Origin of the sequence: Rhizobium sp. BK313 (genome assembly GCF_014193655.1) — a bacterium.
Taxonomy (GTDB): Bacteria; Pseudomonadota; Alphaproteobacteria; order Rhizobiales; family Rhizobiaceae; genus Rhizobium.
In genome coordinates, this window is record NZ_JACHZQ010000006.1 from 154,861 (window position 1) to 177,241 (window position 22,381).

The 22,381-nt window shown below is 53.7% G+C and carries 19 protein-coding genes; 12 read left to right on the forward strand and 7 right to left on the reverse strand.

The annotated features are described in order from the left end of the window. Positions 1-8 precede the first annotated feature (8 nt). Entirely contained in the window at positions 9-692 is a 684-nt protein-coding gene (locus tag FHT86_RS27075; RefSeq protein ID WP_133710115.1) for an invasion associated locus B family protein, read from the reverse strand. A 438-nt stretch (positions 693-1,130) separates the two neighbouring features. Here FHT86_RS27075 and FHT86_RS27080 point away from each other — a divergent pair, with 438 nt between their 5' ends. The 3 genes from FHT86_RS27080 to FHT86_RS27090 all read left to right on the forward strand — a co-directional run bounded on the left by FHT86_RS27080 (position 1,131) and on the right by FHT86_RS27090 (position 3,046). Further along, a complete protein-coding gene (locus FHT86_RS27080) occupies positions 1,131-1,394 on the forward strand; it encodes a hypothetical protein (protein WP_133710114.1) in 264 nt (87 codons plus the stop codon). A 41-nt stretch (positions 1,395-1,435) separates the two neighbouring features. Further along, positions 1,436-1,570 carry a hypothetical protein gene (locus FHT86_RS38935; RefSeq protein WP_409527627.1) on the forward strand — a complete coding sequence of 45 codons (135 nt, stop codon included), beginning with the start codon at positions 1,436-1,438 and terminating at the stop codon, positions 1,568-1,570. A 321-nt stretch (positions 1,571-1,891) separates the two neighbouring features. Continuing rightward, positions 1,892-3,046: a polysaccharide pyruvyl transferase family protein gene (locus FHT86_RS27090; RefSeq protein WP_133710112.1), complete on the forward strand. Its 1,155-nt coding sequence runs from the start codon at positions 1,892-1,894 to the stop codon at positions 3,044-3,046. Positions 3,047-3,173: 127 nt separating this feature from the next. On the opposite strand, the gene FHT86_RS27095 is transcribed toward FHT86_RS27090, so the two are convergent. Beyond that, entirely contained in the window at positions 3,174-3,431 is a 258-nt protein-coding gene (locus FHT86_RS27095) for a hypothetical protein (protein WP_133710111.1), read from the reverse strand. A gap of 179 nt (positions 3,432-3,610) precedes the next feature. Here FHT86_RS27095 and FHT86_RS27100 point away from each other — a divergent pair, with 179 nt between their 5' ends. Next, entirely contained in the window at positions 3,611-4,351 is a 741-nt protein-coding gene (locus FHT86_RS27100; RefSeq protein ID WP_133710110.1) for an ABC transporter permease, read from the forward strand. On the opposite strand, the gene FHT86_RS27105 is transcribed toward FHT86_RS27100, so the two are convergent. From FHT86_RS27105 to FHT86_RS27125, 5 genes are all read right to left on the reverse strand, one after another. Beyond that, positions 4,333-6,018, reverse strand: coding sequence for a hypothetical protein (locus tag FHT86_RS27105; RefSeq protein ID WP_133710109.1), 1,686 nt, complete (start codon positions 6,016-6,018; stop codon positions 4,333-4,335). The two genes, FHT86_RS27100 and FHT86_RS27105, sit on opposite strands and share 19 nt — an antisense overlap. Continuing rightward, on the reverse strand, positions 6,015-6,779 hold the full coding sequence (locus FHT86_RS27110; protein ID WP_133710108.1) for a hypothetical protein: 765 nt from the start codon (positions 6,777-6,779) through the stop codon (positions 6,015-6,017). The genes FHT86_RS27105 and FHT86_RS27110 overlap by 4 nt, the downstream gene beginning before the upstream one ends. Positions 6,780-6,939: 160 nt before the next feature. After that, positions 6,940-9,429: a glycosyltransferase gene (locus tag FHT86_RS27115; protein WP_133710107.1), complete on the reverse strand. Its 2,490-nt coding sequence runs from the start codon at positions 9,427-9,429 to the stop codon at positions 6,940-6,942. 602 nt (positions 9,430-10,031) lie between these two features. Then, the gene (locus FHT86_RS27120) at positions 10,032-10,451 is read right to left on the reverse strand and encodes a hypothetical protein (RefSeq protein ID WP_133710106.1); all 420 of its coding nucleotides are present in this window, start codon (positions 10,449-10,451) and stop codon (positions 10,032-10,034) included. Between the two features lie 409 nt (positions 10,452-10,860). Beyond that, a complete protein-coding gene (locus FHT86_RS27125; protein WP_133710105.1) occupies positions 10,861-11,064 on the reverse strand; it encodes a hypothetical protein in 204 nt (67 codons plus the stop codon). 1,005 nt (positions 11,065-12,069) lie between these two features. Between FHT86_RS27125 and gmd the strand changes: the two genes are divergently transcribed. From gmd to FHT86_RS27165, 8 genes are all read left to right on the forward strand, one after another. After that, positions 12,070-13,044 carry a GDP-mannose 4,6-dehydratase gene (gene gmd, locus FHT86_RS27130; RefSeq protein WP_208116682.1) on the forward strand — a complete coding sequence of 325 codons (975 nt, stop codon included), beginning with the start codon at positions 12,070-12,072 and terminating at the stop codon, positions 13,042-13,044. Between the two features lie 29 nt (positions 13,045-13,073). Continuing rightward, on the forward strand, positions 13,074-14,042 hold the full coding sequence (locus FHT86_RS27135; RefSeq protein ID WP_133710103.1) for a GDP-mannose 4,6-dehydratase: 969 nt from the start codon (positions 13,074-13,076) through the stop codon (positions 14,040-14,042). 49 nt (positions 14,043-14,091) lie between these two features. Then, the gene (locus FHT86_RS27140; protein ID WP_133710102.1) at positions 14,092-14,877 is read left to right on the forward strand and encodes an ABC transporter permease; all 786 of its coding nucleotides are present in this window, start codon (positions 14,092-14,094) and stop codon (positions 14,875-14,877) included. Further along, positions 14,877-16,112, forward strand: a complete 1,236-nt coding sequence (locus FHT86_RS27145) for an ABC transporter ATP-binding protein (RefSeq protein WP_133710101.1) — start codon at positions 14,877-14,879, stop codon at positions 16,110-16,112. Before FHT86_RS27140 ends, FHT86_RS27145 begins: the two co-directional genes overlap by 1 nt. A 161-nt stretch (positions 16,113-16,273) precedes the next feature. Then, the gene (locus FHT86_RS27150) at positions 16,274-16,972 is read left to right on the forward strand and encodes an FkbM family methyltransferase (RefSeq protein WP_246779708.1); all 699 of its coding nucleotides are present in this window, start codon (positions 16,274-16,276) and stop codon (positions 16,970-16,972) included. After that, complete coding sequence (locus FHT86_RS27155; RefSeq protein WP_133710099.1) at positions 16,972-18,198, forward strand: FkbM family methyltransferase; 1,227 nt, start codon at positions 16,972-16,974, stop codon at positions 18,196-18,198. The genes FHT86_RS27150 and FHT86_RS27155 overlap by 1 nt, the downstream gene beginning before the upstream one ends. Before the next feature lie 84 nt (positions 18,199-18,282). Continuing rightward, positions 18,283-21,126, forward strand: coding sequence for a glycosyltransferase family 1 protein (locus FHT86_RS27160; RefSeq protein WP_166656938.1), 2,844 nt, complete (start codon positions 18,283-18,285; stop codon positions 21,124-21,126). Between the two features lie 77 nt (positions 21,127-21,203). Continuing rightward, positions 21,204-22,295: a glycosyltransferase family 4 protein gene (locus tag FHT86_RS27165; protein ID WP_246779710.1), complete on the forward strand. Its 1,092-nt coding sequence runs from the start codon at positions 21,204-21,206 to the stop codon at positions 22,293-22,295. Positions 22,296-22,381 lie beyond the last annotated feature (86 nt).

Consider the following 22,381-nt stretch of genomic DNA (forward strand, 5'->3'; position numbering starts at 1 on the left):
TCGCGTCGTCAGTTGGAAGCGGGCTTCTCCAGTGCGTCCAAAGCCGCGGCCAATCCCTTCAACGAGAATTTGATGTTGACCTTCTGGCCATTCATCATCTGCACGTGACCGACCCCATCCGCCGCCTTTGTAAGGGCCGCGACCATTTTCGCGTCCAGTTTCTGCTGCGACCAGCAACCAGCCTGGTTGCAATTGCGATAGACAAGCTGAACGACGGGCTTATCGCCAGCATCAATGCCAAGTCCGGCCGGCAAATACATGTTGAGTGGCACAACCGTCGTCAGCACGAGATCGCTCGCCACCGGCTTCCCGCCCTTCTGCGTGGGAGCAGACGTCGCAGGCGTTTTGGCGATCGCCAAAGTCAGAACGTTCACGCTCTGCTCACCCTGCTTTACCGTCGCGATCTGAGCAGCTTCGCAACTCGTTGTCGCCGAACCGTCGGCTGCCTTGCCATCAACGCAGCGATAATACCAGTCGTCAAACTTCTGGACACGGGCTTGCGGTGCCGGCTGCTGCTGTCCGGCAGGCGCTGCGGCGGCGTCCTGCTGAGTGCCTGCATTGGTCGGCGCGGCTGCACCTGCCGCCGGCTGCTCTTGACCCATGCCGGATGATGCATAAAGGACGGATGAGACCAGAATTACAGATGCGAAATTCTTGACGGAAAACATGTCATTCAAAACGGCAAACGTCATGCAAAGCTTCCTAAGGTCAAAACTATTCGATTGAGCAAGACGGCACTTGCTCACCGACAAATCATCGAGTTCATGAAACAGCACCAAAACAGTGCGGCCGGTCATCGGCTTGACCCGCTCAATAACAGACTTCGTTCTACACACGGATAGTTAGAATTGCCGCAGCGTCGATTCGTGCTCGCTTTTGATGAGTGGCGTGTATTTTTGCAACAGAAGCGCTTACATTCACAGAGTATCCACCTTGCGTGAAGTTGAACTGCCGGCACTCAGTTTTTCGCCTCGGGTACAAAATACGATCCATTGGCGACGAGCCGCCGGGCCTTGAGGCGAGAACCGCCCGCCATGACACCATGAGAGGTGTGCCTCATTTTTGTGAATGGCTCCAATCCGGCGCGTTCGATAAAGCGGAGTCCGTTCCAATTAAATCAGGGAAGTCAGATGGCCGCTGAAATTGTCGAAACGGAATTTCTACACGTTGGGCGCCAGACACTGTACAATGATGAGATCACCATTGTCGCTACGGCCGAAGCACAGGTCTACATCGGCTCGTTCTGCGCGGTGGGTAAGAACCTTAAGATCATAACATTAAATCACGATTGGGATTATCCAGCATTACAAGGCACGTTCTATAGGCACCACTTTAATACCCCGCACCCCGGCGAAGTCGGTACACCCACGCGCGAGCGCACTAAGGCGACGTGAGAATCGGTAGCGATGTCTGGATTGGTGATGACGTTAAAATTATGAGCGGGGCAACGATCGGCGACGGCTGCTGCATCGGTGCGGGTTCCGTAGTTACTCAGTCGATCCCATCTTACACTATTGCAGCAGGAATACCGTGCAAGCCGCTGAAGAAGCGGTTCTCAGAGGGAGTCTGAGCGCTACTGTTGGAATTCCAATGGTGGAATTGGGACGAGGAAAGAATTCGCCAAAACGCGACATTTTTTCAGGCAAATATAGGCGCCATGGCGGCAGACGAAGTAGAGAGACTTTTGAAATAAAAAACTGCTACACCATTTGTGCGGCGTACGCCGCGAAGTCAGATACAGATGGAAACGGTAACGGTATGAGCGACGAACAGAGCGATTCCGTGCCTTGGCAGTAGATAAACCGTTTTGTTGACGCTATCGACGCATGTCCGCTATGCCGTCGGCCGCGGTAGGGAGGATGCACGCCTCTCACAGCAATAGGGAGGATGCATGCTTCTCACAGAAGAACCTATGTTTCTGCGTTATCTTAGGCGCTTGCAGAAAAAAAAAGAGGTTCGCTCACCTAATGGTCAACCCTTCGGGCGGCGCGGACAAGCCGTTTTCATTAATAACACCGCTGCAAGTTATCATTGGGGATGCTACGCGACCTCCATGGCAATTTACGAAGCGCTAATCAATGCTGGCTACTCAGTGGTAAGCTTCGACGTTGAAACGACGCACCTGGGCTTCGGTTCGGCCCCAGAAACATGTACCCCCGAGGTCATCGCCGCATATGGCGAACAGCTAGCGTCGGTCAATCCAATGGCTTACCGAGCGATCAGCGACAGCGATCTTGTTGTCGTCAACGGCGAAGGGACAATCCATAGATTTCATCAAGGGCCCCGTGCGCTTCTATCGACGATCAAGTTCGCGACCAGCATTGGGAAACGAGTGCATCTCATCAATCACTCGTGTTATCCGTCCGGCGGAGGCGATCCTGCGGCTCCACACGTGGAGGAGTTCTACAGAGAGTGCTTGAAAGACGCCGAGAGGCTTGTCGTTCGAGACACCGTTTCTTCGTTGAACCTCGATCGACTTGGCTTACCACATTCGGTAGGCTTTGATTGTCTACCGGCTTTTGTAAGCGGCCTTCAGCAAATTCCGTCGATGGAAGCTTCGATTGTTATTGGCGCAGCCTCTTGGTGGGAGCCTCACAGAGCAGCCAGCTTCGCTAAAAATCTCCTTGAGGCTGGTATCGATAGAAATCGGCGTATCATATTCCTTTCGGGCGGCTTTAAGCGAGGTCCTGAGGAGGATCCGGTTCACTTTGCCAATATGAAGGAAGTCATTCCCGAAATGGAATTCATAAATCCTCCCTCACTCGGAGAGTGGATGGGATGGATCAAGTCAGCTGAGATTGTTGTTACCGGCCGCTTCCATCACTTTATTGCGGCGGCAGCTGTTTCCGCTCCAATTGTCTATAGCCCCGGTAATACGCCAAAAATGGATGCTGTGGCGGAGATGATTGGAGCCCCTCCCTGCGTGGAGACGACAGGCGAGGGCGCCCATGTCCGATTGCGGGAAGCGATCGCCAGCCCATTCCGCACATCGGCAGATCAAGCTCAATGGGTGAGGAAGAGAGCGCTGGAAAATTTGCAATTCTGAAATGACGTTTTGCTCAAGTTTCCCAAACCCGGCGCGCTTATGCTGACTGCATCTCTGGATGGAGAGCAAGCGGCAGCAATACGAAGAGCTGAGGTCACCCTCATTTGGCAATGGGATATGGCGATAGTTATATCAATGTAAGCGGTGTCCCGATCGCACCTTGACCAAAATGCGTTAGGTAGTTTGGAGGAGGATTGACCACAGGCTTTTGCGACGGAAGGGCGCTATGAAATACCGTCGCCTGAAAAATCCCGCACCACGGCGTCTTTGATGGATCGTAATTCTGGCCGGCGGTCTTAAAGTAGGCCATCAGCTTCAGGCGGTCGCGTACCTCCTGCAAACCGACGTGCTTCTTCGCCTCGGAGATCCAAGGTAAATCGGTCATAAGCCTTTTCCTTTTTCCGGATTTACTTAAGTGTTCGCGGCACCATTGCGCAGTGCGAAATTCCCCGTAAAAAGTCTTCCGCATCCAATTTGGGGAAAGACGACTTCGCCATGGCCAGGACAGATCACAGCAACAGGCAGCATCCAATGCTCCGGGCTCTCGCCCGCAAGCAAAACGTCATGGCCGCCGTGATCCTGCGCGACATGCGGACCAGGTTTTTCAATCATGGCCTGGGGTTTATCGTCGTTCCGCTTTGGCCGCTTGTGCATATGGGCGTGCTAATTCTTATGCACACGGCGTCGGGTGGGAAGCCACCCTATGGAGAGAGCACGGCGGTCTTCTACGCGACCGGGCTCGTTCCCACGCTGACGTTTATGTATGTTTCCCGGTTCATGGGGTATTCGTTGGTCATGAACAAGGCGATGCTCGCATTCCCGGAGGTCCAGGTTTTTGACGTGATGATGGGCCGCGCGTTTCTCGAGATAATAGCAGCGTGCATCATGCTCTTCTTGATCGTCGCCATCCTATGGGCGCTCGGGGAAAACCCGTTTCCATTCGATCTTGAGCGGGCCGTATGCTGCTATTTGGCGACAATTCTACTGGCGGTCGGCTGCGGTGCGGTGATTGGAGTGGCGTCTATGTTCATGCCAGTAATCGTCACCGCATATGCGCTGATTATCATTCTACTTTACATCTCGTCGGGCACCATGTTCGTCGCGTCGAACCTCCCTGACCCGCTTGCCCATGCGCTCGCGTACAATCCTCTCTTAGTCTGTGTCGAGTGGATGCGGACAGCGTTCTATGAAACCTACAGCGATAAACTCGTCAGCCCGGAATATGTACTTGCTTGGGGTGTCGGAACCCTCTTCGCCGGCCTGTTAGTCGAACGCGTATTTAGGCGTCAGCTACTCGAGGCGTAGACCCGCGAATGGAGCAATTGCCGAAGCGCGGAAGACGTCAACCGTTCGTCCTGTATCTGGCTGGACATATCGCAGTTCATCATATCCCAGACGAGCGGCGAAATTCCATTCTGCCGTAGGGCGATCAAAGCACCATTGCATTGTGCGCCAAGGCCAAGCACCTGAGAAAGCTCCGGCAAAACATATAACGGATATGGCGGATCAGACCTGAATTGACCGTCGCCCATCGCCGTTCGCGATTGCACGACCCCGAGCTTAAACCAGCCCTCCGCTCCCGCTTTGTCTTCTTCTGCAAGGCACATGAACGCCAATTGCTGACATGCAGAGATCGTCTTGGTGGCCAGCATCGGCGCAAACCGGAGAAAGGGACTTTCCGCGCATCGCCGAAATGAATCGTGCGCCTTGTCCCTCTGCCCGTGTTTTTGTTCCAGCAGAGCCTTGACGTACAGCAACGAAACCGCCCACCGCACGTCTACGGCTCGGGTTTCATCAGTGATAGCCAGAAGATCCTCAAAGCCGGCGGTAAACGCCTGTACGGCCTCCCACGGCTGTTGCTGGCCCAAGATCAGATATGCCTTCACGCAGTATGCAGCGGCTATGTCTGAACGCTGTATAGAGGCCGCGATAATCTCATCCGCAAGCAACCACAGTTGTCGAGCGCTCATCACGCGGCTTTGTACAGAGACCATCGCCCGAACGAGCCAAGGGGTGTCGTACTGGCTGCGGAAGTCATCGAATGGGAAATCTGGAAACTTTGATGCCGGAAACTCCACACTGGCGGCCGTCACCGATTTCATCATCACCACGGCCTGCCATCCCTCGGTCCAATATTGTTGGTCCTTGAGATCGTATCGAGCCCATATCGGCTCTCTGACAGCCGCGGGGCTCTCGTTCGGTACATACAGAGCCTCAGCAATCAAGGAACCAGGCAGAGCCGAAGACAGCCACGCCTTATTCTGAATCTCCTGTCGATCCGGCGAAAATATTCCAAGCACGAGGCGTCCACCCGGATTCAATCGTTCGGCAAGGGCATCTAAAAGCTCCGCAGTCACATTCTCGGTGCAGTCAAAACCAGACAGCGCGATCATATCAAACTGGTCGTTTGCCGTTCCATCCGGTCTGTCGCCGGTCAAAACCTCCCTCGCAAGCGAATTGCCGGAGATCACACGGCGGGTGAAGCTGGCATGCTCACCGAGAGCGAGAACTCTGTCACGAGGCGAAACCAGCTTTCCGATCTCTGCCCAAAGGGAGCCTGCCATCTGCAAGTAAGCACGGTCTTTTGGGTCCGCTGCGTCCGTGTCTCGCTCGACAACGCAAAATTGGCAATCATTTCGAAGGCTCAATAGTTCGAAAGCCGATGCCCTCGGATGGAGCCTAAAACCGATGCCGTAAAGATCGTCAAGATGAGCTGCCATGCCCTCGCCTCCTGGAAGTGCGAGAACGATTGCTTTCCTGACGCTGGACACTAGACGCTGCATTTCAGAACCATCGCTAGGCCACCGATCCATAACGACGAAATCAAAATGCTCTTCTGACTGCTTATCTGTCGATGCAATCAGGCCGAACTTCCGAAGCTCAACCGCGAGTACCGTAGCATCTTGATTCAGGCATAAGACGGAGCCAAACCCGCATGCCTTCAAGAAGCACTGCACAAAAGCCGGGATCATCCCTCTACGGCTTCCAACTCTTGAATGCCCAAAACAAGCTCACTGACGATTGACCGCTTGATTTCAAGGCTCTCCTCGGCTCTCTGCAAAAGCCTTTGCAGACAATCGGAAAATGCTGCTGCACGACGAAACACGATCGAATGATTGGCTGCAGCCGCAATGAAAATATCGATCGATGGGACTCGAGATAATTTCGCAAGGTGCAAATGATCCATCCAGAAATGGCTCTGATATGGGTTGTTGAACTCCGATGCCGCGAAGATCGCCGCGGTTAGTCCCGCTCTCGAGCATGAGGCATAGTGCTCTTCCATATCAAGCAAATAATCTGGAGCATACTGAACAGCCAAGGACGGTGAAACGTGGAGCTTCCTCTTTAATCCCGCATCCGGGAATGTCTGAGGAGAGCAAGCCAGAACGTCGCTGTCTGCAATAAATCCACCGATTGCCAGCGCGGCATATCCTCCAGACGATTGCCCGAAGACCACGCTGCGCCGGCCAGTCACATGCTCACGGAGAAACGAAGCAATCCCTGAGATATCTGGCAGGATCTCAGAGCCGCCATACCACCAGCTAATCGTGTCTTGAAAGTAAAACACCCGAGAGCCAACCGAGCGAGCCGCGGACAACATTGAAAACCGTTCCAGATTCCCCGCGAAAATAATGAGATCCGTATTGCTCTCCCCGTTGCCCTCAAAAACAACGCACCCCAAGGTATGGGATACGTTGTTGAGATCCTGAATTATCAGACGCAGATCATCCAAGGGAATATTGGAAAGCGGTGTCTGCGAATATCTTACGCGAACTCCATGATTGACCGTATCCTCAAATATTACGCTCACTAATATACCTTTTTAGTATGTGCTCCCGATTTCGTGAACGTAGCCAATGATTCTAGAATTGGCAAATGAGGTCAGGGGCCCCTTAATGGTTCTTTCCCATCAATCGTTTGGCAGCAGACATGCCATCAAACCATCCCCGATACTTTTCAGCGATAATTGCATTTCGGAGGTTCGTTTCCTCCTTGTCTAGATTGTAAAGTGCAGCCGCCTTTCTGAAAGCAAGCTGCTCGTTCTCGACAATCTTCGACAGCTCGATTTCGCTGCTTGGCGCCAGTTCGTAGCCGAAAAATTGATAGAAGAAACGGGACTCTGTTGCCGATCGTTCGTATGTGTCCTTTGGCCCAAAATCATGGGAATGATAAACCGTGGCTGTCGGCGCGTAGATCTTCGAATACCCCGCCTCGATAATCGCTTTCGCCCAGATCTGATCTTCTCCGAAATCAACTTCCGGGTACGGCATTTCCTGCCAGACAGTTCGCCGCATGCACGAATTGTTATCGCTGTAGTAGTGCAAGACCTGTCGCCAGCCGATATCGCCGGACGCCCACTTTGCGGGGTCCGTATCCTTTGACAGCAGTAGAGGAAATCTCAGCATCTCATCGAAATGCTTGTTGATTTCATCTCGGATATGTCGCGGGTGCTCCGGATACGGCAAATGCCGGCCAAATAAACCCGCCGAGGATGGGAAATGGTCCATCATTTGACAGATATCGCTTGCCCAATAGCTTGTTGCCGGGATTGCATCCTGGGTTAGAAATGCGATGTATGGGCTATTCCCCAATGAAGCACCGAAGTTTCGGGTGCGCCCATGCTGGAACTCCCGCTGCGGAATTGTCGTGGTCTTGATATCTTTTTGAGCTGCCAGCCATTCAGCCGTCCCGTCCCTTGAACTTGAATCAACGCAATAGATCGCCATCTGCGGGTACAGGCTTTGCGAGCGAAGCGCTTCAACTACCTTCTCGATCTCGCCTATGCCGTTATAGGTCGGTATAACCACATCAAGCAGTTTTTCAGCCGACCTAACCACATTTGGCGCCTTCGCAAGATCCAAGCGCTCCAGTATCGCGGCTTCAACGGCCCTTGCGGACTTCTCCCAGGTTAGGGCGCCGACCCACTCAAACGCCTTCGCTGCCTGCCTCTGTCTTTCCTCAGGTGAGGCGATCAATTCGTTTATTTTGTTCTTGATGCTTTCCGGCTGAGGACCAGCGAGAGAAACGATCCCTTCCGGGAAAACGGCCCTTGTGCTTTCGCCGTCCAGCTCTATCAACGGTAGTCCGCACGCCATCATTTCTTGCGGTACCAAGGAATAATTGGTGGCAGAGAAACAGATACCGATATCGCAGACGTTATAGAGGTCTGCCAGCGCCGCACTGTCCAGAACTCCGTGGTTCCACGCCGGATAGTTCACTTCGTTGAATGGAAGCCTTTCCTGACCGTAGAAATGAACTTCGAAATCATCGCGTTCCCTGCCAAGCATATCCAGTGCCACAAGCGCTAGATTGACACACCGGCGGGATGTGGCTTCGCGAGCATAGACGGCGATCTTCGTCCTCTTACGATCGCCGAACCGCTTAGAAGCCTTTATCTTGTAAACCTCATGGTCATAGGCGAGATCGAAGCTACGCGCCCAACGGCCGTATCGCTTAGACATCAAGCCTTTCAGCCAGTCACCGGCACAAATGCACGCGAGATCGAAACTGTAGCTCTCCCGTGCAAGCAAGCTGTCTGAGCCTGTTGGATAGAATTCCGGCTCATGGTCTTGAACGAAATAAAACTTCTGCCTGAACTTTTCTGCCGCGGCCACCGGATAGACCGTGTTCCAGCTTGTGGCAATCAGAGCATCGCCGGCGGCGTCAATCACTCCGTCATCGGTGATTTTTATCTCGGCTCCTACGCACTGGAAATACTTCACGATATCGTCATATGCGTCTGAAGGCTGCTTATGAAGATCCCCGATGAATACCCAGATCGTGCACTTGTGACCCAATGTTTCAAGCAGATGAACCATGCGGAAGATGGTCATGTGTCCACCGCCGCCGCGGCTGAAATCTGGGATGACCCAATGGATATCAAGGCGGCCGGCTTCAGGTTTCCCGTGAACGGCAGGCTTCCCCTTATATTCCTTCAGTGACGCAATCGCGCTTAAGTAGCCCTGCACTGGTTTAGCGTCTTGGGAATACGCAACAGCCAAAGGCCCATCTGGTTTAGCCCGCCTCCCTTCTTTTCGGCCGGCAATGGCGTAATGGACCAACGGGTTAAGTCTATTCTGAAGAATATCCGGATAGGCTTCGAGATAGTAATGCGTCGAGAAATCCCGCGAAGGATCGCGCCGTTCCTGCCATCCCCACATGAGATAATGCTCGATCGGGTCGTGCCCAGATTTTGCAACGTCTGGATTTTGCGAACAGTAGAAATCCACATCAAAGAACGGCCTTACGGACTCAACGTCAGCTTGTGAGAACGTCGACGCCGTTCGTTGCTGATTCGCACCCTTCTCCACTGGAGATGGCGCCGCTTGATCGGAGAAAACCGCCTTTACAAAATGACCGAGCCGCTTTCTAATGGTTTTCATAATTCAATTTCCCGACAGGCTTAAAACTACTTTAACGACTGTTATCTGAATAACAGTCGATCAAGGCGCGTCAAGGCCTACGGGAAACAGTTTGTCTTACGAACAATGGAAAAGAGCAATCGTGGACAAGAGCCAAGAGGACCATTTCGCTTCATTGATCGCAACGCAGACGGCGATCCTTGCCAAAGTTTGCAATCTCCTGGTCAGCAAGAATATCGTTAGCCGCACAGAGTTCGTAAATGAAATGCATAAATTGCTGTCGATTGGCCTTGCCGCATCCCCCCAAAGGATCGGACCGCTAAACCATCTTCTCGCTTTGATAGATCAGTGAGCAACCTGCCCCGGCTGACCGAGCTTCTGTTGCGCCAATGAAACCGACTGCGCAATTTGGAGGGCCGTAACGGTTCCCGGCGACAGACCCATCTGCCTAATTGCAGTGTCCAAAATCTGGGGCAACGCAGCGACCTGTTCCGCAGTCAGAGTAATTGTCACGGAATTCGCCGGCGCAGGTGGGACTGGCTTAACTTCTTCAGCGGAAACGCCCGTCGCTAAGCCAGTGACAAATACAAATGCAGTTGCAATTCTTTTCAGCATTTTAATCCTCAACATGAACCTACAGCGTGAGCATAAAGAACGCCATTGGGGTCGACACACACAGCGCGGTTGCCTGTTCCGATAAGGCTAGACAGGATAACCGTGCCCAGGCCGCGATTGATGATGATAGGAGTGCTCAGGAACGCCCCGGTATCGGAGAACGCAGCGAACGCAAAATTCTTGCCCGCATTGCCACCGGTTTCAGCGGTTGAGGTTGCCCCAACCGTCCAACGCAGAGAACCGCCAGAATAGATGTTCGTGACACGGTTTGAAGTACCAGCCGCACCATTCAGTCCGAGTGCAGTCGATAGAGTCGCCTCAGCCGGCTTCAGGATCAGCGAATTACTACCGCTTGTTGCGGTCGAGTAGACATCCCAAGCACTGGTATTCGCCGCGGAGTACCACGTCAGGCTATGGCTGGGGGCCATGCCGATCGCCGGGGCGATGCGACCGGCTGCGATATCCAGCGATGTACTCCCGAAGAGATACCAATCTCGGCAGCCGCGCCATTAGTCACCATCTCTATGTAGGAGCTGATGTTCTGCGGATTGGCATGCTGACCATCGCCAGAGGTATAGCGCTTAACCGTGGTATGGCCAATCGGATTATAGCTGTGCGGGTCCGCCGCGGCAGTCGCCCAGCTGCGGCAAAGCGAGCTTAGAGCTGCGGCAGACCTGACATACCCATAGCAACAATCGCTCGTAAACGATTGGCAATATAGGCCAGGTGGCAGGTCATCGATGAATTCGGCCGCTGGGTTAGCCCAAGACACCGCTTACGAGTGCGCGAAGTGGCGGCATGAACAAGTTCGGGCGCGCCGCAGGCGGCGAATAACAACTATTCCGCGGCAGCCAGAGCTTCATAGTCCCTTGCCGCACTCTCAATCGCGTCGAGGCAATTCAACAGAGCAACCATGTCGCAAGCCTCCGGCCAGCCCATGCCGGTCAATGGGACGTCATCAAGCTTTGCGGGCTGCACTGTCACCCCATCGACCACCAGCCACTTACCGTCGACATCGTGTCGAAGATTGTATCGTCGCATCACGAACTCCTCCATCGGCGGGCGACCCTAAACACAAGACGCTAATTTTGAAAGCACTAAAAACACCGATCTCTACGGTGGCTGCGAACGAAAACGCGCCGGCAATCGCGGCAAGCAAGCCCACCGGCTGCCGTTGTCCGAGCGCAGAGGCAGCGACATCACGCATGGAACCGTGGACGAAATGGCAGAAAGTTCGTAAATCACCGCGGTCAGCGCGCATGTCGGCGGCGTTTTCTTGTGGGTCACACGCCTGCGCTAAACGCGGACAAAAAGACCGCCCCGGGCTGCGAGGCGGTCGATGCGGATTGGCATCCGCGACCTTTGGTGTGTAGGGGGCAAGAACACCAAAGTCGTTGGTGGGCTATCGCCCCATTGAGAGGAAGATATTGAGGCGATGAGGAAGGCTATCATCACGCAGCGCCTTTTGAAATTATACAGAGGTTGGCCCAAATGAGACCCAGGTATGAGGCATACAAGCGTGTTGCAAGGAATAATCTGCAACACATTGAAAAGCCAGGAAATCCGCTCGTTGTTAACCCTGAACCGGAAAATGTGGGTACTACGGGGATTTAGTGGGAAAAGACGAGAACAAGGCCGCGTGGGAGAGTGCTGAACATTCTTCAATTGGCTTCGCAACTGCCCTCAACTATTGCTTGCTCTGTCAGAAATTGCATTCTAAGTGGCCCTCGCCTGCGAATCCCCAATAATAATAGGTCGTCGTTGCAAGGGATCGGACGGCACCAGTGCTAGCGATAAACAATACGCTGGGGCCGTGCGGCTCGAAGCCCTTGAAGAAGTAGAACGCGCAGACCCGTTCGGCAAATTTGTCGATAACAGTGCACAGGCTTCAACGGTGTCAGCGCCGACCACAGCAAAACGGCTTTGGTCGTTGTTTTCGTATTAGAGAAAGGCTAAACGGGGCGGGATAAACTAAAACCGCCCACATCAGGCCTATCAAATTACTTGTCTGGCCTCATCAGGGTCGTGCCGAAAGGAGAAATGAAATTGGCGAAGAAAGCGTTGATAACAGGCATTACAGGTCAGGACGGCGCCTATCTTGCAGAACTATTGCTGCAGAAGGGTTATGAAGTTCACGGCCTTGCTCGGAGATCAAGCACTTCCGACGTCAATCTTAGCCGGTTGCAATGGCTTGGCATCGAGCGCGAGGTTCAAATTGTTGACGGAAATCTGCTGGATCTCTCCGGCCTCATTCGAACGATGCGCGACGTCAAACCTGATGAAGTCTACAATCTTGCTGCACAGTCTTTCGTGCGATCCTCCTGGCAGCAGCCATTCTTGACGGGACAAGTCACCGGTCTCGGCGTGACGAATGTCCTTGAAGCCGTTCGTTTGGAAAGCTCCGACGCCCGTTTTTATCAGGCGTCGTCTTCCGAAATGTACGGCCTCATTCAGGAGCCAATGCAGTCTGAGACGACTCCTTTCTACCCGCGCTCACCCTATGCAGTTGCGAAACTCTATGGCCATTGGCTAACCGTGAACTATCGCGAAAGCTTTGGCCTTCATGCCTCGAGCGGCATTTTATTCAATCACGAATCTCCCCTGCGTGGCATTGAGTTCGTGACCAGAAAGGTCACCGATAGTGTCGCTCGGATTAAGCTCGGCCTCGCGACGGAGCTCCGCCTCGGAAACATCGATGCGAAGAGGGATTGGGGGCATTCCAAAGACTACGTGCGCGCCATGTGGCTGATGTTGCAGCAGGATGTGCCCGACGATTACGTCATTGCAACGGGACGCACAACAACGGTACGCGACATGTGCGCGATTGCCTTCAAACATGCTGGTCTCGATATGGATAAACATCTTATCATCGACCCCGTGCTCTTCCGTCCCGCGGAAGTAGACATCCTTCTCGGCGACTCGACCAAGGCTCGACAGAAATTTGGCTGGGAGCCCAAGATTACGCTCGAAGACATGATTATCGAGATGGTTGAAGCCGATCTGAAGCGGCTCATGAAATGATACCTGGTTCCAGCTCCTAGGTCCTGTCCATGCCTCGCGAACATCGTCTTCTCATAACAGGTGCCAACGGCTTCGTCGGCACCTGGCTGCAACGCGAACTTGAAACACGCCGGCTTCAAGACGGCATCGATTTGACGGTATTGACCGCAGGTCATGGCGAGGTATCGGGTCTGACGGCGGATGTCGCCGACAAGAGCCAGGCGATGGCGCTTGTCGAGACCTCCCGCCCCTCGGCGATCATTCATCTTGCCGCGATTGCCGCCCCTAGCGATGCCCGCAAGGCTCCCGATCGCGCCTGGGATGTAAACTTTCGCGGAACGATGAATCTCGCTTACGCTCTGATGGAGTTTGCTCCGGATGCCCGCTTCATTTTCGCGGGGAGTTCAGAGGCTTATGGCGCCTCCTTTATCGAGAAGGCAGGCGCGCCGCTCGACGAAGATGCTGCGCTCAAACCCATGGGCGTTTATGGCGCGACGAAGGCCGCGGCAGATATGCTACTCGGCCAGCTCGCATATGAGGGAATGAAGACAATCCGCTTCCGCCCCTTCAATCATACCGGGCCGGGGCAAACAGACGCTTATGTCGTCCCTGCCTTTGCGAAGCAGATTGCGGAGATTGAAGCGGGTCTTCGTCCTCCGATTCTCAGCGTCGGAAATCTCTCTGGATTTCGAGATTTCCTCGATGCCCGGGACGTCGTGCGCGCCTATGCCGACGCGGCACTCGGCGATCTGGCCCCGAACGTTCTTGGCAAGGCTTTCAATTTGTCGTCAGGCCGACCGACGCAAATTCGCCGCATACTCGATCTGCTCATAGAGCTGTCACGAGTAGAGGTTGATATCGAAATCGACCCACAGCGCTTGAGAGGCTCGGAAGTGCAAACGGCATCCGGTCAAAACAAGGCTGCGCTTGCCGCTTTTGGATGGAAGCCGAAATTCGAGTTGCGCGACACACTCAATGATGTCCTTGCTGAATGGCGTCAGCGGGTGAAATCGCGATAGTGCCGGCATCCGCCACGCACCACATTGCCTAAGGGCCGGAGATAAGGATTTGCTGAGAAGCATCTGGAACTACCGACATTTCATCATCGCCTCCATCAAGGGAGAGTTGCGGGGACGCTTTGCGCGATCGCGCCTTGGGGCACTGTGGTTTATCTTGCACCCCTTGGCTCAGGCGCTGATATTTTCGATCGTCCTGTCAGAGGTCATGCGGGCGAAGATGCCGAATATGACCAACCCTGCTGCCTATCCAATCTATCTGCTCTCAGGCATGGCCGCTTGGGGCTTGTTCAGCGAAATTCTGATGCGCAGCATGAATGTCTTCATCGAGCAGGCCGCGGCCCTAAAGAAGATCTCCTTTCCACGGCTGTGCCTGCCGATCATTGTCTGGGGCAGCGCATTGATCAACCACGTACTCCTACTTGTTTCGATTGCTGTCATCTTCCTGTTCTTTGGACAATATCCCGGTCTTGCCTGGCTTTATCTAATTCCCGGGATGCTATTGATCTCCGCCTTAGCCTTCGGCATCGGCGTCTTCCTAGGCGTTCTGAACGTTTTCGTGCGCGATGTCGCGCAGGCCATGACCGTCGTAATGCAATTGTGGTTTTGGTTCACGCCTATCGTCTACGTGAAATCGGCGGTGCCAGAGAGTTTCCAAAACCTGCTGCGGTTCAATCCGATGGCCTCTTTGGTCAACCTCTATCAGAACGCCCTACTATTGAACGAGGGCCCATCATGGATGGGAATCCTGCCGTCCGTGGTGGTGGGCGCGATCATGGTACTGTTGGCGTTCACTCTCTTCCGGCGGGCCAGCGCCGATCTGGTGGACGCACTCTGATGAGTTCAGTACTGAACGTAGAAAACGTCTCCAAACGTTATCCAACTTATAGAAGCAATCTGCTGCGGTTCGCCAATTGGTTTGGCGCCTCTTTTGCTCCGACATCGGAATTTTGGGCTAGCCGCGACATCTCCTTTGAAATGCATCAAGGAGAAGCTGTTGCATTGATCGGTCAAAATGGCGCCGGCAAAAGCACCTTGCTGAAGATCGTCACTGGAACCGTACGGCCGACCAGCGGCGACGTTCGTGTTTCCGGCCGGATCAGCGCCATTCTCGAATTGGGCCTTGGTTTCAATCCGGAATTTACGGGTCGCCAGAATATTTACCAGGCAGGCGGCCTTATGGGATTCTCGGGACAGGAGCTTACCAATCTCATGCCGGAGATTGAGGCCTTTGCCGAGATTGGCGAATTTTTCGATCAGCCGGTGCGCGTCTATTCGAGCGGTATGCAGGCGAGGCTGGCTTTTGCGCTTGCGACGGCCAGCCGGCCGGACATTCTTATCGTCGACGAAGTGCTATCAGTGGGCGACAGCTATTTTCAGCACAAGAGCTTCGACAAAATAAGACAGTTCAAGGCCGAAGGAACGGCTATTCTCCTCGTGACACACAGCCTCGGCGACGTCAAAGCACTATGCGAGCGGGTGCTTCTCCTCGACAAAGGGAAGGTTCTGAAAGACGGCCCACCTGATGAAGTCGTGGACTATTACAACGCGATGGTGGCCGAACGTGAGAACAGCAAGCAGACGATACAGCAGAGCCGTGACCGTGACGGATGGCTAAAGACTCGCTCGGGCACGTTCGATATAGTTGTGAGCAATATTGACCTCCTGGATCGACAGAGTCTTACACGCGTTTCGACGGCGGTGGTCGGCCAGAAACTCACCTTGCGTATCGAACTGGAAGTGGGCCGGGCCGTACCCAAGATCGTTCTCGGAATTATGTTGCGAGACCGAACCGGGCATGTCGTATGGGGCACCAATACCTGGCATACGAACCAGGCGCTTTTCGATCAACCTGCCGGTCAACATATTCGATTTGACCTAGAGTTCGATTGCAATCTCGGGCCAGGCTCATTCAGTGTTACGACAGCCTTGACCGGTTCGGATACTCATCTTGATGCAAATTATGATTGGCAGGACAATGCGCTGGTGTTCGACGTGGTTAATACGTCCCTGCCATACTTCGTAGGCTCAAATGCCCTCCAGGCTCAGATTAAAATTGCGAAAGTAGATTGATGGACGGCCTTGAACGAACCCTAATGACCATCGGCTGCAAGGACTGCGAACATATCCCCAAGGTCGCGGATGCCGGTCGGATTATTGAAACCGAGAGCGGTCCGGTACAGATCATGCACAACGGCGTTAAAGTCGTTGCTGGCGGCTACCACGGCGATTGGATGGCGCATGTCATACGCGCGCTTCGTGGACATCATGAGCCGCAGGAAGAACTTATTTTCGACAGCTTGTTGCGCCTGTGTCGGCACAATTCGCTTATCGTCGAACTTGGAGCATTCTGGGCCTATTATAGTCTTTGGTATCTCCATGAGATACCGGGCTCTCGCGCAATCTGTGTCGAGCCCGACCCGCAAAATCGTGCCGTCGGTGAAAGAAATATTGCGTTGAACGACGTACAGCAACGTGTCGCGTTGCAAAGCGCATGGGTGGGAGAAAAGGAGCAGGCTGCGTTCGCGCTTCATGCGGAAAGTCTGGGCACCGAGTTGACACTCCCCTGCTTCAACATGGATTCGATTTCGAGGCTCGCCGGCGAAAACACGATCGAAATCCTTCATATGGATGTCCAAGGAGCGGAGCTGCCGTTTCTGAAGTCCATGGCGCAGGCAATCGAAAACGGACGGGTGCGATTTCTGGTCGCCTCGACCCATCATAGCTCCATCTCCGGCTCGAAGACGACGCATCGCGACTGTGTCGAGAAAATCACATCACTCGGCGGACGCATATTGATCGAGCATGATGTTCAGGAATCCTTCAGCGGCGATGGCCTTGTTGTCGCGAGCTTTTTCCGTCAGGACGCGAGTGTGACGCTACCTCATATAAGCCGCAATACTGCCCGCCATTCATTGTTTCCGGAACTATAATGTTTGTTTCTTACGCGCAAAATTTTGAAGACGTCATTCTTTGGCGAGCCCTGAAGCAGATCGAAAATGGGTTCTATATAGATATTGGAGCGCAGGATCCTGTCGTCGAATCGGTCAGCCGTGGCTTCTATGAAAAAGGCTGGCGCGGTATTCATGCCGAGGCAACGACGCATTATGCCGAAAAGGTGCGGCAAGACCGACCGGATGAGATTGTTATCCAAGCCGCGATCGGCAGCGGCGATGGCTCCATCCGCTTCTTTGAGGTTCCGGACACCGGCCTAAGCACCAGTGATCGCGATATCGCGGTGACGCATCAAACCGCAGGCCACAGCATCGTTGAAACCGATGTTCCACTTATGCCGTTATCGGCCGTCTTCGCGCAGGCTCAAGACCGGGAAATCCATTGGCTAAAGGTCGACGTCGAAGGTATGGAGGCATCGGTCATAGAGAGCTGGGCGCCGTCTCCTGCACGACCCTGGGTTGTCGTCATGGAAAGTACGTTGCCGAATTCACAGGAAACGAACTACGAAAAGTGGGAACCCAAATTGCTGGAGATGGGTTACAAGTTTGCGTATTTCGACGGTTTGAGCCGCTTCTACGTAAGCGAACAACATCAGGAACTTCTGCATTTCTTCGGCCCTGGCCCGAATGTCTTCGATGGTTTTGTGCTAGCGGATAAGACCCCCTACACCGCCGTCCTGCGGTCACGACTGGCCGAGCGCGATCAACAGTTGGAGCGCGCCCATACCGAACATGCCTATCAAATGGCGGAGCAGGCCCGGATCGTTCAAGAAGACGATCGACGAATCCGTATATTGGAAGGAGAACTCTCTGCATCACACTACCGAGAAGCGACAACCAGCTCGCAGTTGCACGAGGTTTACCAAAGTCTTTCATGGCGGCTGACGCGCCCGCTGCGTGAAGTCAACGCTCTGAAAGCAAGGTCACTCCGCCTGCCGCGAAACAGTGTAAAGATCCTGCTCGAAAAGATCATTCGCTGGCTTTCACGCCACCCTCAGTGGAAAGACAGATGTCTTCGGCTGCTTTATCGCTATCCGAAAATTAGGAGCAGGCTGGAAGCATTTGCAAGATCGCGTGGATATGGTGTAACGCCGCACGGTTTAGACGGCGGCCGCGAAGCAGAATGGTATATCGACGCGCCCAGAGGCGCTTCGGCCCGGTGGAAACAACTGCTCGAAGATATTCCAGCAAAAAGCGAGAGATAAGGGCCTATGCGGCTATGGATTGATGGTCAGTGCTTCCAGACGGCAAGCAGATTGCGAGGGATTGGGCGGTACGTACAGGAACTAGTGCTTGGAATTGTCGACAACCATCCAGATGTTGAACTTCTTGTTTCGCTCAATGCAGCAATGCCGCTGGAGGCGCTGGCGGCCCGCGATCATTTGCAGAAATGGATTAAGCCCGGCAACATCCACATATGGCATGGCGCTGCCGAAGCGGGCGAAGCGATCAACGGCTATACAGAAAAACGGCGGTTAAGCGAGGTTGCGCTTGCCTATCATGTCGCCTGTTTGAAGCCTGATATAGCACTCTCGACAAGTCCCTTCGAAGGTGTCGGAGAAAAGGCGGTCCCTCTTGTTCCGAACGACATCTCGGGAATGCCAATTGCTTCTATCTTCTACGATGCGATCCCCTATCGCTATCCTCAGCAATATCTCACGTCTTCTGCGATGCGAGCATACTACCATCGACGCCTCGCGCTCTATTCACGATATGACCTGAACCTTTGCATCTCGGAATATTCTCGCAACGAATGTGTTGAAATCTCAAGGAACCATCGCTCCATTAACATACTCGCCGGCGTCTCGAAGGATTTCATCGACGCGATCGAACATCCTGATATCAGGATGCCGCAATCGATCGAAAAGCCTTTTATCCTCTACGTAGGCGCGCTGGACTGGCGGAAGAATGTCAAGTCCGCCATCCAGGCCTTCGCGCAGCTCCCATCAGATGTGCGCGATCGCTATAGTTTCGTCCTGGCTGGAGATCACCCGCGAGCGCTCCTAAAGGATGAGGAGGACCGTTGGAAGAAGCTTGGTCTTCCAGAAAAAGATCTTGTGGTTCTCGGCCATGTCACTGACAGCCAGCTCGTTTCGCTTTATAAAGCGACAGATCTGGCAATTCAGCCCTCCTTGCTTGAAGGTTTTGGTCTTACTGCCCTGGAAGCCATGACCTGTGGCGCGCCGATCATTGCCTCGAATACGGGGGCTTTACCGGAGGTCATCGGCGACGAAGAACTTCTGTTCGATCCGGCCGATGTGAATGACATCGTTCGTGTCATGAAACATGCCCTTACCCATCCGGAAGCGACAAAGTCCGTCGCCGAAAGGCAGCGTTGCCGGGCTCAGGAATTCAGTTGGGCCAAATCCGCGGCCATTGCGGTCGAGGCTTTAAAAAAAGCTGCAGCTGCAGCCAATGTGAGGCCTGTCGGCGCCGAAGCCTCAGCGTCGGCGATCCAAGAGGCTGTCCTCCGAAACCTCGAAGACACAACCGTTCCGACCGACGCAATCGCCGAAACGCTGGCTCGCTCCGAAAAAGTGGCCTCCGCCGGGGCACGCCTCATCGTCGATGCGACCGCTACGTATCGCGTCGACCATAAAACTGGTATCCAACGCGTGGTCAAAAATATCTGCGCCAATCTTGGAGCAGCTCAGGACGAAAGTGAGAGCGGCGGGATCGAAAAGGTAATTGCATATAGCGATTCATCCGACGGCTGGTTCAGCATTCCCAACACTCTTGAGAAATCAGCCAGCCCCCTCGCCTTCACAGAAGACAATCGGCTGGAGTTCTCCTCCGACGACGTGATCTTGATGCTCGACAGCTCCTGGGAGTTTTACAGGCATCATTATATGACGTTGCGCTCTGCCCGCCTGCGGGGAGCCCGCGTAATCTCGTGTCTCTACGATACTATCCCGCTGCGCTTTCCGGCGTTTTGCAGCCCGATCATGCCGCCAATTTTTTCCGCCTGGTTCCAGACGGCCCTATCCTATTCGACAGCCTTTGTCTGCATCTCGAAGGCCGTCGCTGACGAGCTCACTGCCTTTCTCGAAGCAATCCAGTTTCCGAGAGAAATGAAGATAGGCTATTGGCATCTCGGTGCAGATTTCGCTGAAAATGGCGGTGCCACCGCGATTGATCCCGTTCGGCAAGATGAACGCCCGAGCATCCTTATGGTCGGAACGCTCGAGCCTCGCAAAGGCCATTCGGTCGCACTTGCCGCGTTTGAACAGCTATGGGACGAAGGTCTGGACATCAGCCTTACGATCGTCGGCAAGCCAGGATGGGGTGTGGAGCATCTCGTTCGAAAAATAGAAGGCCACTCCGAATACGGACGCCGACTGTTCTGGCACAATGGTATTTCTGATGATCAATTGCAGAACGAATACGCCCGCTGCAATGCACTTTTGGCCGCGTCCTATGCCGAGGGTTTTGGCCTTCCAATAGTCGAAGCGGGGCATTTTGGGAAATCAGTCATAGCGAGTGATATACCTGTGTTCCGCGAAGTCACCGCGCGCGGACAGAATTGCCAATTCTTTACCCCCGGTTCAGCAGAGTCTCTCGCGGACGCTGTCCGATCATTTCTCGCCGCAGCAGATGGTCCTCAGAAGAATGCGGAAGTCAACAACTGGACGACTTGGGGGGACAGCTCCAAGGAATTGGAAAGGGTCGTGTTGACTGAAGATTGGTATAAAATCTACCGGCCCACTTCAGACAAAGCATACGTACCGATCAGCAATATCGGAATGACAACGATGGTAGAGCCGCTGCCTCCCAGCGACACCCAAAATGAAATCGAGCTCGTTGATGGCCCGGCCGACGGCGGATCCACGGGAACGGTCAAGTACACGTTGCGCGTCACTAATCTTTCCGAAAAGCTATGGTCTAGCCTCGGCGCAAATGACGGGTCCTTCGCTATTACCTTAGGCTGTAGAGTACTGAGCGACGACGGAAGGACAGTTTTGGACGATCGCACAAGCGCCCGCATCCCATTCGTTCTGCCTCCGAAAGAGAGCTTGTACATTTCGATCGACATCCCCTCCGATCTAAAGAAAAGGGGCGGCGCTTACGCCGAGCTTGGCCTTTTTCAAAAGGCGGTCGGATGGTCGCGCGGTCCCTTGCGAGTTCCCCTATGATTGGAGGGGAGTCGCTAAGCCGGCACAATGTCCAGCGGCTAAGGATTGGCGTAGACGCACGAAATCTTGTGACTGAGATGACGGGAATTGGACGCTATGTCCTCGAAATGAGCCGTCATCTCCTTGATCTTGGTCACCAGCTCTATCTCTACTTGCCCGATACGCCGAACCGGGACCTGGAAAAGGAGCTTCCCTTCACGACGGTCCGCGCGTCTCGGTTTCCTGGCGGAATAAGGCGCATGATTTGGGCGCAGACACAGTTACCGCTACTTGCCGCGAAGGATCAACTCGACGTCCTTTGGGGACCTGCGCACCGGTTACCTTTTTTTTTCGATAAACGTGTCGCGCGTGTGGTGACGATACACGATCTGGTTTGGCGCGATATGGCTGCCACCATGCGATGGCAGACGTGGATGGGCGACCGCTGGTTAATGAAGCCTGCCATCGCAGTTGCAGATCAGGTGGTCGCCGATTCAGAGGCAACGGCGAACGCGATAAAACAACAGTTTCACGGCTTCGATGACAAACTGACAGTTATTTATCCTGGCCTCACAGCAATTTCGGAAGTGAATTCTACAAAAGATCTCTCGCAGTTTGGTATTGATCGCCCCTACATTCTTTTTGTGGGCACGCTTGAGCCTCGTAAAAACCTCCATAAGCTACTACAAGCTTATGCTTTACTACCTGAATCTACAAAAGATAGATTTTTTATTGTGCTTGCCGGCGGCCAAGGCTGGCGGCTAGGTGATCTAAAACAACTCGTTGCGGAATTGGGAATTGAAGCGTTTGTTCGACTAACGGGTTATGTGTCAGACGCCGATCTGGCGCAACTCTATGGCAACGCAAGGTTTCTTGCGATGCCATCCCTCTATGAAGGTTTCGGATTTCCTATAATAGAAGCCAACTCATGGGGAGTTCCCGTATTGACCTCAAACACGTCGTCAATGCCAGAAGTCGCCGGCGACGCGGGGATATTGGTGGACCCCGAAAACGTTCAATCGATAAAGGACGGGTTGCAGCGACTCGCGACTGACGATTCCCTGTACGCCAGGCTAGTTGAAAACTCCCGACCCAACGCAGCTCGCTTCAATTGGCAAAAGAGCGCGCTACAGCTCGTAGATGTATTCAAAAAAGCTATAATTGAGCGGGAGACTCGGCCACTGCAATAGTAGATTAAGCTTGATCATTCAAAACAATATTTGTTGCAGTATGGAAATTAAATGGCAGATCAAAATTTTCTTTACACGTTATTTAT

Excerpts from the sequence above, each read along its gene's own strand:
- FHT86_RS38935 (WP_409527627.1), top strand. The coding sequence starts at position 1,436 with ATGAGCGGGGCAACGATCGGCGACGGCTGCTGCATCGGTGCGGGTTCC.
- FHT86_RS27120 (WP_133710106.1), bottom strand. The coding sequence starts at position 10,451 with ATGGCCCCCAGCCATAGCCTGACGTGGTACTCCGCGGCGAATACCAGT.
- FHT86_RS27165 (WP_246779710.1), top strand. The coding sequence starts at position 21,204 with ATGACGGGAATTGGACGCTATGTCCTCGAAATGAGCCGTCATCTCCTT.
- FHT86_RS27145 (WP_133710101.1), top strand. The coding sequence starts at position 14,877 with ATGAGTTCAGTACTGAACGTAGAAAACGTCTCCAAACGTTATCCAACT.
- FHT86_RS27090 (WP_133710112.1), top strand. The coding sequence starts at position 1,892 with ATGCTTCTCACAGAAGAACCTATGTTTCTGCGTTATCTTAGGCGCTTG.
- FHT86_RS27095 (WP_133710111.1), bottom strand. The coding sequence starts at position 3,431 with ATGACCGATTTACCTTGGATCTCCGAGGCGAAGAAGCACGTCGGTTTG.
- FHT86_RS27080 (WP_133710114.1), top strand. The coding sequence starts at position 1,131 with ATGGCCGCTGAAATTGTCGAAACGGAATTTCTACACGTTGGGCGCCAG.
- FHT86_RS27115 (WP_133710107.1), bottom strand. The coding sequence starts at position 9,429 with ATGAAAACCATTAGAAAGCGGCTCGGTCATTTTGTAAAGGCGGTTTTC.
- FHT86_RS27155 (WP_133710099.1), top strand. The coding sequence starts at position 16,972 with ATGTTTGTTTCTTACGCGCAAAATTTTGAAGACGTCATTCTTTGGCGA.
- FHT86_RS27075 (WP_133710115.1), bottom strand. The coding sequence starts at position 692 with ATGACGTTTGCCGTTTTGAATGACATGTTTTCCGTCAAGAATTTCGCA.
- FHT86_RS27125 (WP_133710105.1), bottom strand. The coding sequence starts at position 11,064 with ATGCGACGATACAATCTTCGACACGATGTCGACGGTAAGTGGCTGGTG.
- FHT86_RS27150 (WP_246779708.1), top strand. The coding sequence starts at position 16,274 with ATGGCGCATGTCATACGCGCGCTTCGTGGACATCATGAGCCGCAGGAA.
- FHT86_RS27135 (WP_133710103.1), top strand. The coding sequence starts at position 13,074 with ATGCCTCGCGAACATCGTCTTCTCATAACAGGTGCCAACGGCTTCGTC.
- FHT86_RS27105 (WP_133710109.1), bottom strand. The coding sequence starts at position 6,018 with ATGATCCCGGCTTTTGTGCAGTGCTTCTTGAAGGCATGCGGGTTTGGC.
- FHT86_RS27100 (WP_133710110.1), top strand. The coding sequence starts at position 3,611 with ATGGCCGCCGTGATCCTGCGCGACATGCGGACCAGGTTTTTCAATCAT.